Raw genomic sequence first — 13902 nt, forward strand, 5'->3', positions numbered from 1 at the left:
TATGTTGGCAGGTCTGTTCTCCGCCTCTGTGGCTGATGCCACGGAGGCGTTGTCCGTGGAAAAGGGCACGGTCACGTTTCGCGGTGTGAATAAGCGCTACGGCGATAATACCGTGTTAAAGCATATTGATTTGCACGTCGCAGCCGGTGAGGTGCTGGCGGTTTGCGGGCCTTCCGGGTCCGGCAAATCCACACTGATCCGGTTGATAAATCAACTGGAAACACTGAGCGGCGGCGAGATCTTTGTTGATGGTCAGCCGACTCGCCAGCTAACCGGACGCGGGCTGCGTGAACTGCGTCGTCACGTCGGGTTTGTCTTTCAGCAATTCAACCTGTATGCCCACCTGACGGCGCTGGACAATATCACCCTTGCGCTACGGCATATTCACGGTAAAAGCGCTGCCCAGGCGCAGGAAATCGCGCTGGCGCTGCTGGCGCGCGTCGGTTTGCAGGATAAAGCGCACCATTACCCTTCTCAACTCTCTGGCGGTCAGCAGCAGCGGGTGGCGATTGCCCGCACGCTGGCGGCGGACCCGCATATCATTCTCTTTGATGAACCCACTTCCGCGCTGGATCCGGAAATGATTGGGGAAGTGTTGCAGGTGATGAAATCGCTCGCCCATAGCGGTATCACGCTGATTGTTGTCACGCATGAGATGCAATTCGCCCGCGAGATTGCCGACAGGGTTATTTTTATTGATGGCGGCGAAATCCTTGAGCAGGCCGCCCCTGCGCAGTTCTTCTCTGCACCACAGCACCCGCGTGCGCAACGTTTTCTGCAGAAGGTGCTTAACCCGCTGCATGCAGAGAGCAAGGAGTTGTAATGGCGCTGCATCTCGACTGGGCAGGCGTGCTGACCGGCCAGCCTGCGCAATGGATCACGTCTGGCTTTCTGACCACTGTCTGGGTGACGGTCGCCGGAATGGTACTGGCCACCGTATTGACCGTGTTGCTGCTGGCGCTGCGGCTTGCGGGGGGAAGCGTTGGGCGAAGCGTAGTTGCTGTGTGGGTGTCGTTGTTTCGCAATACCCCTCTGCTGGTACAACTGCTGTTCTGGTACTTTGCCGCCTGGAATCTGTTGCCGCAGAGCTTCCGCCAGTATGTCAATGACGATCATGCGTTCAGCATCCTGCCGGGCGATGTCTGGTGGTTTACACCGGAGTTTCTCTCGTCTGCGTGGGCGTTGGGGCTGTTTACCGCTGCATTTTTGGTAGAAGAGATCCAGGCCGGACTGCTGGCGGTGCCAAAGGGGCAAATTGAAGCGGCGCAGTCACAGGGCTTCAGTCAGTTAGCGCTTTTTCGCTGGGTGTTGTTGCCGCAGGGGCTGCACAACGCCTGGCAGCCGGTCGTGGGGCAATATCTTAACCTGATGAAGCTGTCGTCGCTGGCAACCGGCATAGGTTTTGCCGAACTGACCTATCAGACCCGACAAATTGAGAGTTATAACGCCCACGCGCTGGAAGCCTTTGCTGTGGGGAGTGTGCTCTATCTGGCGCTTGGGCTGGTAATGAGTTTGCTGTTCAATCTGCCGCGCCAGTGGCGCGCATTGCGTCGTGCACCGGAGGCCCAGCGTGATCGCTAACATAACGGTGATTACCGATAATCTCGACTATCTGCTTTGGGGCCGTGCGGCGCAGGGCGAAGTGGGCGGGGTGCTGCTCTCGCTATTGATGACGTGTGGGGCAGCGGTTCTGGCCTTTCCGGGCGGCATTGTGCTGGCTTGCCTGGCCTGGCGTTTTACCGGCTGGCCGCGGAAGTTGCTGTTTATTTGGGCAGAGCTGATCCGCGGTATTCCGCTGATTTTCGTTATCTTCTGGCTGTGGTTTTTACTGCCCTGGCTGACAGGGGCTGACCTGCCGGGGGCGCTGACTGTGACGCTGGCGCTGGCGTGGTTTACCTCGGCAGCGGTGATGTACTCGACGCTGGCGGCCCTGGGGGCGTTACCCAAAGGGCAATATGAAGCCGCCCTCAGTAGCGGGTTCGGCAGCGTCGCCATCCTGCGGCGGGTATTATTACCGCAGGCGCTGCGTAATGCATTGCCGTCATATGTCGGGTTGTTGATCGCGCTGCTAAAAGACACGTCACTGGCGTTTATTGTGAACGTGCCTGAGCTGACCACCGTTGCCGGGCAGGTGAATAACCGGGTGCAGGTTTACCCGGCGGCGCTGTTTATTTTTACCGGGTTAGTCTATTACCTGCTGTGTAGCGCGCTGGAATTTGCGGTAAAACGCAGACAGCGGCGTTATTCACTGCCGGCCAATTAGCAGCGACACCAGCCCCGCCGCAATCAGTGGCCCGACCGGTACACCCCGGAACAGGGCCACCCCTAAAACGGTTCCCACCAGTAAGCCCGCCACCAGTGAGGGCTGCGAACTCATCAGCGTCACACCGCGCCCGCCCAACCAGGAGACAAAAATGCCAACTGCAATGGCAACCAGTGATTTCCAGTTTACAAACGAGTGTAACAGCGTGGACGGCGGAAGCGATCCGCTGGCAATCGGTGCCATCACGCCGATGGTCAGAATAATAATGCCAATCGTCAGCCCCTGTTTTTCGATCCACGGGAAAAAGGTATTCAACGGGGTGATACGGACAATGATCAACACCATAATCGACACGGCGACGGTGGTGTTGTGACTGACAAAACCGAGTGCTGCCAGCGCCAGCAAAATAAACAGGGTGGTATCAAACATGCAGGGATTCCTTGCCAAAAATGAAACCCGTTTACTTTACGCGTAAACATGTGAAAGGGGAGGCTTTTTCATACCAGCAGTGAAGATTCAGGCAATTGCCAGAACCGCTAATAATCCTCGTTCATGAGGTGGTGCTGGCAATGACCGGGGGCCCGGTCACTGCGTTACTGCCGGCGAAAGTCCACCAGTTCCGGCTGAGCAATACGCAGGTAGTCGCGGGTGCTCATGATCACGGACTTTTCCAGTAATCCCGCATTGAAGGCAATGTCGTCGAAACGCTCAAACAGCACGGGATCGGCGACCAGTTGCAGTTCCGGGTGGAAGGAAAAGGGTGGGATGGCGCCAAAGACGCAGGCGGTTAACTGTTCCACTTCCGCCGGGCTTGCCAGCGAGGCTTTCAGCCCGCCAAAATGTTGCGCCAGACGGGAGAGATCCGCCTGCAGATCGGCGGCAAGAATGGCCAGCACATGTTTTTTTACGCCATTGCCTTTGATCTTACAGACCAGCGCCTTCGCGCCCTGGCCGAGAGCAGTTCCGCGAATTTCGCTCACGGCTTCGCATTTGCCAACAGCATCATGCTCGACGACCTGAAAACGCGCGTGCTGCTGCTCAAGAAGGGTAAGCAGATGCTGGTGGACGTTGCGGCTGGCTATTTCTGACATGATCGCTCCGGTGCAGTGAAAGAAATTAAGCATAAACCACTGACCAGACGATGAAAATAAAAAAGCCGCCTGGTCAGGCGGCAAAAAATACAAGCACTACAAACAACGCTTTGTGTGTACTGTTTATTTCTTTTGCAACAGGTAGCTGTTTTCAAAGCCCGGAACGCTACCAATAACATCGAACCCGTTAAAGAACCCCCCTGCACGCAGCAGATCGACAGCCGGGCCGACTTCCGGAGAGTATTGATGATCGCGGTAATCATCAAACACAATAAATCCACCGCTGATCACCGTCGGTGAATAGAGCAGGAAGTCAGTCAACACGTGCTGTTTCAGGTGACCACCGTCAATGTGCAGCAAAATGGTTTTTGGCGAGAGCTGCATAACGCGGTCAATGCTGCGCTCGGAATAGCCACGCACCAGATTAACTTCCGGGAAAATGTGTTGGTGGTAGAAACCCAGCTCCAGAGGCTGGTTAGTCAGTTCCATAGGATCGATACTGATGATCCGGCGCTGACGGTTGCAAATTTCATTCATAAAGGCGCTGGATTTGCCCTTCCAGACGCCGATTTCAATAATATCGCCTTCCGCGCCGGAGTTAGTGATTAACCAGCACAGATAGCCCAGCAACTTGACATGATCGTGGAACGAGAGTTCCCGACGGGGCATGGCCATTTCTGGAGGTAAAATCAATTGCGTTTGTGCGAAGGTTTCTCCTAAATCATCCCAGATGGCATCGATGTACTGCTTCATTTCTGCATCACGGGTGAAGACCTTCAAGTCCTCGAGATCAAGCATGCTCATATATCCTGTCTAGTGTTCAACAACTGCCGCGCCACGCTGCATTCGGCTGGGTATAGTTAAAATGTGCCATATTAATTTTTGCGCAAGGGGACAAATAGCTGCCCTTTTGTAGGGCATTTCAGGCATTAGCCCGAAAATGGCGGCATTTTTGCGGGAAAGGTCACAAAAGAGGGCGATTCTGAAGAGAAAAAGCCGGAAAACACGTTTCCGGCTGGGGCAGTGCATTCAGGCACCTGAATTGGCGCTTTGCTTGTGAAAAAGCTCCCGGAATACCGGGTATATGTCTTCCTGATCGCGGATATGTTGAATGGCAAAATTATCAAACATCGTTTGCAGGTGCTCGTACTCCCGCCACAGTGTCTGATGCGCGCGACGGGTGATTTCGATATAGCTGTAGTAACGCACCACCGGCAGGATTTTCTTCGCCAGCAGTTCGTGGCACAGCGGTGAGTCATCGGCCCAGTTATCACCATCCGAGGCCTGCGCGGCATAAATGTTCCATTGCGCCGGGTCATAACGCTCTTTCACCACTTCATCCATCAATTTGAGCGCGCTGGAAACAATCGTCCCGCCGGTTTCCTGCGAGTAAAAGAACTCGTGCTCATCCACTTCCTTCGCCTGCGTATGATGGCGAATATAAACCACTTCAACGTTTTTATACGTCCGGCTCAGGAACAAATAGAGGAGAATATAAAACCGTTTGGCCATATCTTTCGTGGCCTGATCCATCGATCCGGACACGTCCATCAGACAGAACATCACCGCCTGGCTGGAAGGCTCGGGGCGTTTTTCGTAATTTTTGTAACGTAAATCAAAGGTGTCGATAAACGGCACGCGCTCAATTTTAGCTCGCAACTCCGCAATCTCTTTACGTAAACGCTCCTCTTCCAGCAACTGCACTGGCTCGCTGTTGGCGACCGTCTCCAGGCTCTCCTCCAGCTCACGTAACTCGCGGCGTTTGCCCGCGGTCATGGCGGTACGACGGGCAAGCGAGTTTTGCAGTGATCGCACGACGCTGATATTTGCTGGTACGCCGTTGGCGGTATAGCCCGCTCGGTGAGTTTTAAACTCGTTCATCTGCCGTTGCTGATTTTTCTTCAGATTCGGCAGCGCCAGGTCTTCAAACAGCAAATCGAGATATTCATCTTTGGAGATCTGGAAAACAAACTCATCCTGGCCTTCACCGTCCTGGCTGGCTTCGCCCTGACCGCTACCGCCACCACCGCCGCCGCCCTGGGGGCGTTCGATACGGTCGTTTTGGACAAAATGATCGTTTCCCGGATGCACGCGATGGCGCAGGCCGCCGCGCCCCTGATGGAACATCGGTTCGCTAATATCTTCCGTGGGAATAGAGACGGACTCGCCGTTCTCCACGTCAGTCACCGAGCGCTTATTGATCGCCTCAGAGATCGACTGTTTTATTTGCGCTTTATAACGGCGTAAAAAACGCTGACGGTTAACCGTACTTTTGTTTTTGCCGTTAAGACGCCGGTCAATGAACCAGGTCATAGTTCCCTCCCGCTGCGTATACCAACTCTGTCGCAGGGCCGCGCACGTGGCGCGGCCTGGTCGCTTTGTTATGATGATTTACGTACACGCAGATACCATTCGCAGAGCAGACGAACCTGCTTGCGGGTGTAGCCTTTTTCCATCATACGATCGACAAAGTCGTCATGTTTTTTCTGCTCGTCGGTTGAGGTTTTGGCGTTAAACGAAATCACCGGCAACAACTCTTCGGTGTTCGAGAACATTTTTTTCTCGATAACCGTGCGCAGTTTTTCGTAACTGGTCCAGTTCGGATTGCGGCCATTATTATTCGCTCTGGCACGTAACACAAAATTGACGATTTCATTACGGAAGTCTTTCGGGTTGCTGATCCCGGCGGGCTTCTCGATTTTTTCCAGTTCCGCATTCAGCGATTCACGGTCAAACAGCTGGCCGGTATCCGGGTCGCGGTACTCCTGATCCTGGATCCAGAAATCCGCATAGGTGACATAACGATCGAAAATGTTCTGTCCGTATTCGGAATAGGATTCAAGGTAGGCGGTCTGGATCTCTTTGCCGATGAACTCGGCATATTTCGGGATCAGGTAGCCTTTCAGGAACTCTAGGTAACGTTCAGCCTGCTCCTGCGGGAACTGTTCACGTTCGATTTGTTGCTCCAGTACGTAGAACAGGTGTACCGGGTTCGCTGCCACTTCGACATGATCAAAGTTGAAGACGCGTGAAAGGATCTTAAAGGCGAAACGTGTCGACAACCCGTTCATCCCTTCGTCCACGCCAGCATAATCGCGGTACTCCTGGTACGACTTGGCTTTTGGATCGGTGTCTTTAAGGCTTTCGCCATCATAGACGCGCATTTTCGAGTAGACGCTGGAGTTTTCCGGCTCTTTCAAACGCGAAAGAATGGAGAAGCGGGCCAGGGTTTCCAGGGTTCCCGGCGCGCAGGGCGCGTGGGACAACTCAGAGTGGTTGAGCAGTTTCTCGTAAATTTTGATCTCTTCAGAGATGCGTAAGCAATAGGGCACTTTGACGATATAGACACGGTCAAGAAATGCCTCATTGTTTTTGTTATTACGGAATTGCACCCATTCCGATTCGTTGGAGTGAGCGAGGATAATGCCGTTAAAGGGCAGGGCGGAGATGCCCTCGGTACCGTTGTAGTTCCCTTCCTGCGTGGCGGTCAGCAGTGGGTGGAGCACCTTAATCGGTGCTTTGAACATTTCCACGAACTCCATGATCCCCTGGTTCGCGCGGCACAGTGCGCCCGAGTAACCGTAGGCATCAGGATCGTTTTGCGCATGGTTCTCCAGCTTGCGAATGTCTACTTTACCCACCAGCGCGGAGATATCCTGGTTGTTCTCGTCACCCGGTTCGGTTTTGGCAATGGCGACTTGTTCCAGAATCGACGGCCACACTTTCACCACGCGGAATTTACTGATGTCGCCGCCAAAGTCATGCAGGCGCTTGGCGGCCCACGGCGACATAATGGTACCGAGATAGCGGCGCGGTACGCTGTACTCTTTTTCCAGTATTTGCGCGTCTTCTTGCGGGTTAAACAGGCACAACGGGTGGTCATTTACCGGGCTGCGTTCGCCATTGGCGCTGAGTACATAGATAGGGACCCGCTGCATCAGTGATTTCAGGCGCTCCGCGAGGGACGATTTACCACCGCCCACCGGGCCGAGCAGATAAAGGATCTGTTTCTTCTCTTCCAGGCCCTGTGCGGCGTGTTTGAGGTAAGAAACGATTTGCTCGATAGCCTCTTCCATACCATAGAACTCTTCAAATGCCGGGTAGCGTCCAATCACCCGGTTCGAAAAGAGACGGGAAAGCCGTGGCTCCTGGGCAGTGTCGACCATCACTGGCTCACCAATGGCCATCAATAGCCTTTCTGCCGCGTTAGCATAGGCACTGCGATCTTGCTTACAGATTGCAAGAAACTCCTGCAGTGTGAACTCTTCGTCCTTGGCAGCTTCATAGCGCTGGCGATAGTGATCGAATATATTCATGGCATGCCGTCCTTTCGTTTTTTAGCACAGGTTAAGAGCCGTTCATATGAGTAGTAGAGGCTCCCGGAAGCGTTAACTGAACGACGCTGAAAGTCACAGAGCAACCCTTATGCCAGGTTGCAAGTCATTAACAAAAAGCGGCTCAGGTAAATCGTCTTCTTAAATTAAGCGTAGATGGCTTTGCAAAACTTGCATGCTGCCAAAAAGCAATTTCAATGGCATATCAATAACTCATCCAAAAAAAACTGCTTTTGAGATAAGCGTCAACTGACGCTGTCTTCAACGGGTCATATAATTGCAAGCCGCCTGTCATTTAATAACCACATGATTGCGGGTTGAGTTTTGTAATCTTTAGGTAAAAAAATTTGGGGTGTACATAACAGGCGGGTAAACTTCTCGCGCCAATTATTTGACAACAGGAAAGGAAGGACTGTGACCAAACTCAAACTCCTGGCACTGGGTGTGCTGACCGCAACGGCCGCGTTTACGGCGAACGCAGAAAATACCTTTTCTCTTGGTGCGGGCGTAGGTGTCGTAGAATCCCCGTACAAACAATATGACCGTGAAGTGCTGCCGGTGCCGGTTATCACCTATGAAAGCGATAATTTCTGGTTCCGTGGTTTAGGCGGCGGCTATTACCTGTGGAATGACGATGCCGACAAACTGTCGATCACGGCGTTCTACTCACCGTGGCATTTCAAGCCGAAAGACAGCGATAACAATCAGCTGCGTCAGCTGGACAAGCGTAAAGCGACGCTGATGGCCGGGCTCTCTTATATTCACAATACGCCGTATGGTTTCCTGCGCACCACCGTTGCCGGTGACACGCTGGATAACAGTAATGGGTTTGTCTGGGATCTGGCGTGGCTCTACCGTTATACCAACGGTGGGCTGACTCTGACGCCGGGCATCGGTGTGGAGTGGGCGAGCGATAAGCAGAACCAGTACTATTATGGTGTTTCACGTGCCGAATCGCGTCGTAGCGGCCTGAGCAGTTACGATCCGGACAATAGCTGGAGTCCATACCTGGAACTGAGCGTCAGCTATCGCCTGACTGACAGCTGGAGCATCTATGGTACCGGTCGTTATACTCATCTGTCGGATGAGATCAAAGACAGCCCAATGGTGGACAAGTCCTGGGCAGGGCTGTTATCCACAGGCGTGACATACCGTTTCTGATTGTGCGCTTGAACAGTGCAATCTGTGCATGAAAACAGGGCCATTGGCCCTGTTTTGCTTTACGGTGGTGCATTTATCGCAGGAGGATAATATGGCAGATAAAAACGTCACTTTTTCCGGCCAGGCTTCGCTTCCCGCCATCGGCCAGGGTACGTGGTATATGGGCGAAAATGCGCAGCTGCGCAAATCTGAAGCGCATGCACTACGGGCGGGCGTTGAGCAGGGACTGACCCTTATCGACACCGCTGAAATGTATGCGGACGGCGGGGCAGAAGAGGTGGTCGGCGAAGCCTTACTGGGTGGTCTGCGGGACAAGGTGTTTCTGGTTTCTAAGGTCTACCCGTGGAATGCAGGCGGCCAAAAAGCTATCGACGCCTGTGAAGCCAGCTTACGCCGTCTGAAAACCGATTACCTGGATCTCTATTTACTGCACTGGCGCGGTAACTACTCCCTTAGTGAAACCGTCGGGGTTATGGAAACGCTGATCCAACAAGGCAAAATCCGCCGCTGGGGCGTTTCTAACCTCGATTACAACGATATGCAGGAATTGTGGCGCGTAAGAGGCGGCAAAGCCTGTGCTACCAATCAGGTGCTGTATCACCTGGCATCACGCGGCATTGAGTACGATCTGTTGCCCTGGTGTCAGCAGCAGGCAATGCCGGTAATGGCCTATTGCCCACTGGCACAGGCCGGGCGTTTACGCGACGGGTTACTGGAAAACAGTGTGGTGCGTGAGATTGCCAGCGCGCATCGCGCCAGCGCGGCACAAATTCTGCTTGCGTGGGTAATCAGTCATCAGGGCGTGATTGCGATCCCTAAAGCGTCGACGGTAGCGCATGTCGAGGAGAACGCAGCGGCATTGCACATTACGCTGAGCAGTGATGAGCTTGCACGTCTGGATAACACCTTTCCAGCACCAAACCGAAAAACACCGCTGGATGTTGTGTAACGCGTTTTTACCCTCTCCGGTGGGAGAGGGTATGATTAATTGCTCATGTATTTTCTTCCGCTTATAAAAGTTTCGTTAGTTGCTGGTATCAGTCAACGATGTCATTGTCGATATTTTTTATCAAAGTGTTCATGATGTCCGGGGCTTGATTGAAGCAGCGATAAAAGGTAAGAGTGAATTAATTAAATATATATCGAATGACACGCAGTACATGCGATACGAAAGTAATAGACAAAGGATAGCTTACCTGAAATGAAAAAAAATATGTTTGTGATTGTTCTGGCTGGTCTTTTTTTGCCCTTGAAAGCATTTGCTGGACTTGGTGAGGGGCTGGAGACCGAACAGTGCTATAAAAAATATAATAATGACTATCACATGGCTCATGATTGTATCTCACAAAAAAAGAAAGAAATTCTTTCAAAACTAGATGAATTTATAAAATCAACGGGTAATGATATAGTTAAGCATTACGATGGCCCTGTTTTCAACAGTAATGACGAAAATTTGACTATTGGGGATGTTTACAGGACACATTTCATTGCGTCGCAAAAAAATTGGGAGATATACAGAAAGGAATTATGTCTCGGGGTTGCATCTGAAATTGGAAAGGAAACATATGATTACCAACCTACTATCGATCAGTGTGAAATAAATTTAACAAAAAGGCACATTGAAGAAATTAAATTAATGTCTATTCCTAAGACTAATTAAACTCCATATTGACGCAGGGGAAAGCACTCTGCGTCTACTGTTAAAACAACCAAAGCTATATGTTTTGACAACTGGAATTACAACGTGTGGGATATATGAAAAGTTAAGGCGCATAAGTCTTAAAAATAAGTTCTACTTTAACTAATACGCACTGTGATCAAATTTATATTTCCTAAGCACAACTTTTATCCAAACCCGACATCTTCCCCCTCCCAGTCGAACCCCATATGACTAAGGCTGGGCATTTTGTAGAGCTTACCAGGATTGCATGTTGCTGCGGGATATGCTGAACCGTAAAACACCGCTGGATGTTGTGTAACGCGTTTTTACCCTCTCCGGTGGGAGAGGGTATGCGCATGATCAGCGTTTCACCACGCGGATAGTTTGCGCCAGGCGGGACGGTTTCTCTTCGGTGGCTTTCTGCGGCGCGGTCGCGTTGACCGACTCCACACACACGAACGTTTTATAACCGTCGTCCGGCATATCTGCCATGCTTACGGAGAGCGCCGGGCCTGGGTTCCACGCTACCACGTTGGCGTTGTGACTGTGGATCACTTCGATGGTGCGATTCAGTGCGCTGTCATGGATCAGACTGCAGGCTTCGGCATTGAGATAGACGCGGTCGGTACGATCCGGGAAGGTCTGTACCCCGTCTGCCAGGACGTCTTCTTTTGCGTCGTTGACTTTATCGATGAAACGATCGCCAAGTCCGCTCACTTTCACTGCCGCGATGTCGCCGACGTTAAAGTAGGTGTGTAGCGCGGAAGTGGTTTCGAACTCGCCGTGCGCTTCCAGTTCCATTTCACAGGTTGCGCCAATTTTGTAGCGGGCGTAGAGCGTAAAATCGTGCGGCCAGAATTTGCGGGAGGCATCGCTGCTTTGCAATTCAAATGTCAGAACAGCGCCAGTGGCATCTTCATTATGCGCTTTCAGAACCCATGGCAAATTACGCGCAAAACCGTGCGCAGGCAGGCCCTGCTGTTTTGCCGGGCCAAACCAGGGCCAGCACACCGGAACGCCGCCACGCAGTGCGACGCCATCTTTAAAGGGGGTGTTACCGCTCAGCCACAGGACCTCTTCTTCACTCTGCGGTTTCCAGGAGAGCAAATGCGCTCCCTGCAGTGCGAATGACGCTTTGACCTGCGGGTGGTCGACGACAATCAGCTCCAGCTCGTCGAGCTTGCGGCGAGAGAGCGTCGGGGTAATTTGTTCGACTACCGGAAGTGCAAAAATTTTATTAATCATTAACGCAATCCTCTGTCTTCAAAACAAAAAAAGAGCGACCGAAGTCGCTCTTTCAGATCATGTTCTCATCTCAACTTATTTGGAGATGTGAGCGATCAGGTCCAGAACTTTGTTGGAGTAACCAGTTTCGTTGTCGTACCAGGACACCAGTTTCACGAAGTTGTCGTTCAGTGCGATACCTGCTTTAGCATCGAACACAGAAGTGCAAACTTCGCCGTTGAAGTCGGTAGAAACAACGTCGTCTTCGGTGTAACCCAGAACGCCTTTCATCGGGCCTTCAGAAGCGGCTTTGATGGCTTTCTTGATTTCTTCGTAAGACGCTGCTTTTTCCAGACGAACGGTCAGGTCAACAACAGACACGTTCGGAGTAGGAACGCGGAACGCCATACCAGTCAGTTTGCCATTCAGTTCCGGCAGTACTTTACCTACTGCTTTAGCAGCACCGGTAGAGGACGGGATGATGTTCTGGGATGCGCCGCGGCCGCCGCGCCAGTCTTTGTGAGACGGGCCATCAACAGTTTTCTGAGTTGCGGTGGTTGCGTGAACAGTGGTCATCAGACCTTCGATGATACCGAAGTTGTCGTTGATAACTTTTGCCAGCGGAGCCAGGCAGTTGGTGGTGCAGGATGCGTTGGAAACGATGTCCTGGCCAGCATATTTGTCGAAGTTAGCGCCACGCACGAACATCGGGGTGTTGTCTTTGGACGGGCCAGTCAGAACAACTTTTTTCGCGCCTGCAGTGATGTGTTTACGTGCAGTTTCGTCGGTCAGGAAGATACCGGTTGCTTCAGCAACAACGTCAACACCGATTTCGTTCCATTTCAGGTTAGCCGGGTCTTTCTCAGCAGTAACACGGATGGTTTTGCCGTTAACAACCAGGTGGCCGTCTTTGACTTCTACGGTACCGTTGAAGCGGCCGTGAGTAGAGTCATATTTCAGCATGTACGCCATGTATTCAGCGTCCAACAGATCGTTGATACCAACGATTTCGATGTCAGAACGTTCCTGCGCAGCACGGAAAACAATGCGACCGATACGGCCAAAACCGTTGATACCTACTTTGATAGTCATATATTCCACCAGCTATTTGTTAGTGAATAAAAGGTTGGCTGTAAAATTACAAAAACCTTACGCAGCGTCAAGCGGAATCGTGTCAATCATTGCGACAAATCAATCCTCCGCATAACCTTTGTTCGACTGACTCGCCTCACTCTTCCCATGAGCATGCTCCCCATATCGGGACGCCGCCCGGAATTTTAAAGGTCGCCAAGGATAAAAATGTGATGATTCTCACAATTCGCTGGCTGCTTTATCGCAACTGCTAAGTTTAGAACAAAAGTTAGCACCGCAGTGTTAATGTTTTGTTAGAATCGAAGTGAACGTTGTCGGGTTTTTTACCGAGAGAAGTGAGCAAATGACAAAGAATTCTTCTGAAGACGACCTGAAAAACGAACTGACGGAAATGCAGTTTTATGTGACGCAGAATCACGGGACTGAACCGCCGTTTACTGGTCGCTTACTGCATAACAAACGCGATGGCGTATACCACTGCCTGGTTTGTGACGCGGCGCTGTTTCATTCGCAAACCAAGTACGATTCTGGTTGCGGCTGGCCCAGCTTTTTCGAGCCAGTAAGCGAAGAGGCCATCCGTTATATCAATGATTATTCCCACGGTATGCAGCGCGTGGAAATTCGTTGTGGTCAATGTGATGCGCACCTCGGGCACGTTTTCCCGGACGGTCCGCAACCGACCGGCGAGCGTTACTGCGTGAATTCCGCCTCTCTGAGTTTCACCGATGAGGAAAATGGTGACCAGACCCGCGGTTGAAAAATCGATTCAGCGATTATTCCATCGGAGTGAAACAGGATGAGTCTTGAACAAATCGTTAACAGCATGACGCCGGAGATCTACCAGCGTCTGTCAACGGCAGTCGAATTAGGTAAGTGGCCAGACGGTGTGGCGCTGACGCCAGAGCAAAAAGAGAACAGCTTACAGCTGGTGATGTTGTGGCAGGCGCGCAATAACACCGAGGCGCAGCACATGACCATCGATACCAATGGGCAGATGGTCATGAAGAGCAAGCAGCAGCTAAAAGAGGATTTTGGCATCTCGCCGAAACCGATAGCGACCTTCAAATCCTGAACAAA

The 13902-nt window shown here is 51.9% G+C and carries 15 protein-coding genes; 8 read left to right on the top strand and 7 right to left on the bottom strand.

The features are described 5' to 3' along the window. The first annotated feature begins 1 nt into the window (after position 1). From RTX30_RS00610 to RTX30_RS00620, 3 genes are read left to right on the top strand one after another with little or no spacing between them, the layout of a single operon-like run. Positions 2–823 (top strand): amino acid ABC transporter ATP-binding protein, encoded by an 822-nt coding sequence (locus RTX30_RS00610; protein ID WP_312685778.1) that lies wholly within the window; start codon positions 2–4, stop codon positions 821–823. After that, positions 823–1581 carry an amino acid ABC transporter permease gene (locus tag RTX30_RS00615; RefSeq protein WP_312685779.1) on the top strand — a complete coding sequence of 253 codons (759 nt, stop codon included), beginning with the start codon at positions 823–825 and terminating at the stop codon, positions 1579–1581. Before RTX30_RS00610 ends, RTX30_RS00615 begins: the two co-directional genes overlap by 1 nt. Beyond that, positions 1571–2263: an amino acid ABC transporter permease gene (locus tag RTX30_RS00620; protein WP_312685780.1), complete on the top strand. Its 693-nt coding sequence runs from the start codon at positions 1571–1573 to the stop codon at positions 2261–2263. The genes RTX30_RS00615 and RTX30_RS00620 overlap by 11 nt, the downstream gene beginning before the upstream one ends. Here RTX30_RS00620 and RTX30_RS00625 read toward each other — a convergent pair. The 5 genes from RTX30_RS00625 to yeaG all read right to left on the bottom strand — a co-directional run bounded on the left by RTX30_RS00625 (position 2246) and on the right by yeaG (position 7670). Further along, positions 2246–2692 carry a DUF441 domain-containing protein gene (locus RTX30_RS00625; protein ID WP_312685781.1) on the bottom strand — a complete coding sequence of 149 codons (447 nt, stop codon included), beginning with the start codon at positions 2690–2692 and terminating at the stop codon, positions 2246–2248. The two genes, RTX30_RS00620 and RTX30_RS00625, sit on opposite strands and share 18 nt — an antisense overlap. A gap of 164 nt (positions 2693–2856) precedes the next feature. Continuing rightward, positions 2857–3354, bottom strand: a complete 498-nt coding sequence (locus RTX30_RS00630) for a YbaK/prolyl-tRNA synthetase associated domain-containing protein (RefSeq protein WP_312685782.1) — start codon at positions 3352–3354, stop codon at positions 2857–2859. 123 nt (positions 3355–3477) lie between these two features. Further along, positions 3478–4152: a class I SAM-dependent methyltransferase gene (locus tag RTX30_RS00635; protein ID WP_312685783.1), complete on the bottom strand. Its 675-nt coding sequence runs from the start codon at positions 4150–4152 to the stop codon at positions 3478–3480. Positions 4153–4383: 231 nt separating this feature from the next. Continuing rightward, entirely contained in the window at positions 4384–5667 is a 1284-nt protein-coding gene (locus RTX30_RS00640; RefSeq protein WP_312685785.1) for a YeaH/YhbH family protein, read from the bottom strand. Between the two features lie 68 nt (positions 5668–5735). After that, positions 5736–7670 (bottom strand): protein kinase YeaG, encoded by a 1935-nt coding sequence (gene yeaG, locus RTX30_RS00645; protein ID WP_312685786.1) that lies wholly within the window; start codon positions 7668–7670, stop codon positions 5736–5738. Positions 7671–8102: 432 nt separating this feature from the next. Between yeaG and RTX30_RS00650 the strand changes: the two genes are divergently transcribed. The 3 genes from RTX30_RS00650 (at position 8103) to RTX30_RS00660 (ending at position 10509) form a co-directional block, all read left to right on the top strand. Next, entirely contained in the window at positions 8103–8849 is a 747-nt protein-coding gene (locus RTX30_RS00650) for a MipA/OmpV family protein (protein WP_312685788.1), read from the top strand. 91 nt (positions 8850–8940) lie between these two features. Further along, positions 8941–9798: an aldo/keto reductase gene (locus tag RTX30_RS00655; RefSeq protein ID WP_312685789.1), complete on the top strand. Its 858-nt coding sequence runs from the start codon at positions 8941–8943 to the stop codon at positions 9796–9798. 252 nt (positions 9799–10050) lie between these two features. Continuing rightward, positions 10051–10509, top strand: a complete 459-nt coding sequence (locus tag RTX30_RS00660; protein ID WP_312685791.1) for a lysozyme inhibitor LprI family protein — start codon at positions 10051–10053, stop codon at positions 10507–10509. A 360-nt stretch (positions 10510–10869) separates the two neighbouring features. On the opposite strand, the gene RTX30_RS00665 is transcribed toward RTX30_RS00660, so the two are convergent. Together RTX30_RS00665 and gapA are read right to left on the bottom strand one after the other, a co-directional pair. Continuing rightward, positions 10870–11754, bottom strand: coding sequence for a D-hexose-6-phosphate mutarotase (locus RTX30_RS00665; protein ID WP_312685793.1), 885 nt, complete (start codon positions 11752–11754; stop codon positions 10870–10872). Positions 11755–11829: 75 nt separating this feature from the next. After that, complete coding sequence (gapA, locus tag RTX30_RS00670) at positions 11830–12825, bottom strand: glyceraldehyde-3-phosphate dehydrogenase (protein ID WP_017456513.1); 996 nt, start codon at positions 12823–12825, stop codon at positions 11830–11832. A 343-nt stretch (positions 12826–13168) separates the two neighbouring features. Here gapA and msrB point away from each other — a divergent pair, with 343 nt between their 5' ends. Together msrB and RTX30_RS00680 are read left to right on the top strand one after the other, a co-directional pair. After that, positions 13169–13582 carry a peptide-methionine (R)-S-oxide reductase MsrB gene (gene msrB, locus RTX30_RS00675; protein WP_312685802.1) on the top strand — a complete coding sequence of 138 codons (414 nt, stop codon included), beginning with the start codon at positions 13169–13171 and terminating at the stop codon, positions 13580–13582. Positions 13583–13621: 39 nt separating this feature from the next. Continuing rightward, positions 13622–13897, top strand: coding sequence for a YeaC family protein (locus RTX30_RS00680; RefSeq protein WP_312685803.1), 276 nt, complete (start codon positions 13622–13624; stop codon positions 13895–13897). Positions 13898–13902 lie beyond the last annotated feature (5 nt).

The sequence above is a fragment of the Kosakonia sp. genome, from assembly GCF_032052965.1.
GTDB lineage: Bacteria > Pseudomonadota > Gammaproteobacteria > Enterobacterales > Enterobacteriaceae > Kosakonia.

Excerpts from the sequence above, each read along its gene's own strand:
- msrB (WP_312685802.1), top strand. The coding sequence starts at position 13,169 with ATGACAAAGAATTCTTCTGAAGACGACCTGAAAAACGAACTGACGGAA.
- RTX30_RS00680 (WP_312685803.1), top strand. The coding sequence starts at position 13,622 with ATGAGTCTTGAACAAATCGTTAACAGCATGACGCCGGAGATCTACCAG.
- RTX30_RS00615 (WP_312685779.1), top strand. The coding sequence starts at position 823 with ATGGCGCTGCATCTCGACTGGGCAGGCGTGCTGACCGGCCAGCCTGCG.
- gapA (WP_017456513.1), bottom strand. The coding sequence starts at position 12,825 with ATGACTATCAAAGTAGGTATCAACGGTTTTGGCCGTATCGGTCGCATT.
- RTX30_RS00635 (WP_312685783.1), bottom strand. The coding sequence starts at position 4,152 with ATGCTTGATCTCGAGGACTTGAAGGTCTTCACCCGTGATGCAGAAATG.
- RTX30_RS00630 (WP_312685782.1), bottom strand. The coding sequence starts at position 3,354 with ATGTCAGAAATAGCCAGCCGCAACGTCCACCAGCATCTGCTTACCCTT.
- RTX30_RS00610 (WP_312685778.1), top strand. The coding sequence starts at position 2 with ATGTTGGCAGGTCTGTTCTCCGCCTCTGTGGCTGATGCCACGGAGGCG.
- RTX30_RS00655 (WP_312685789.1), top strand. The coding sequence starts at position 8,941 with ATGGCAGATAAAAACGTCACTTTTTCCGGCCAGGCTTCGCTTCCCGCC.
- RTX30_RS00660 (WP_312685791.1), top strand. The coding sequence starts at position 10,051 with ATGAAAAAAAATATGTTTGTGATTGTTCTGGCTGGTCTTTTTTTGCCC.
- RTX30_RS00625 (WP_312685781.1), bottom strand. The coding sequence starts at position 2,692 with ATGTTTGATACCACCCTGTTTATTTTGCTGGCGCTGGCAGCACTCGGT.
- RTX30_RS00665 (WP_312685793.1), bottom strand. The coding sequence starts at position 11,754 with ATGATTAATAAAATTTTTGCACTTCCGGTAGTCGAACAAATTACCCCG.
- yeaG (WP_312685786.1), bottom strand. The coding sequence starts at position 7,670 with ATGAATATATTCGATCACTATCGCCAGCGCTATGAAGCTGCCAAGGAC.
- RTX30_RS00640 (WP_312685785.1), bottom strand. The coding sequence starts at position 5,667 with ATGACCTGGTTCATTGACCGGCGTCTTAACGGCAAAAACAAAAGTACG.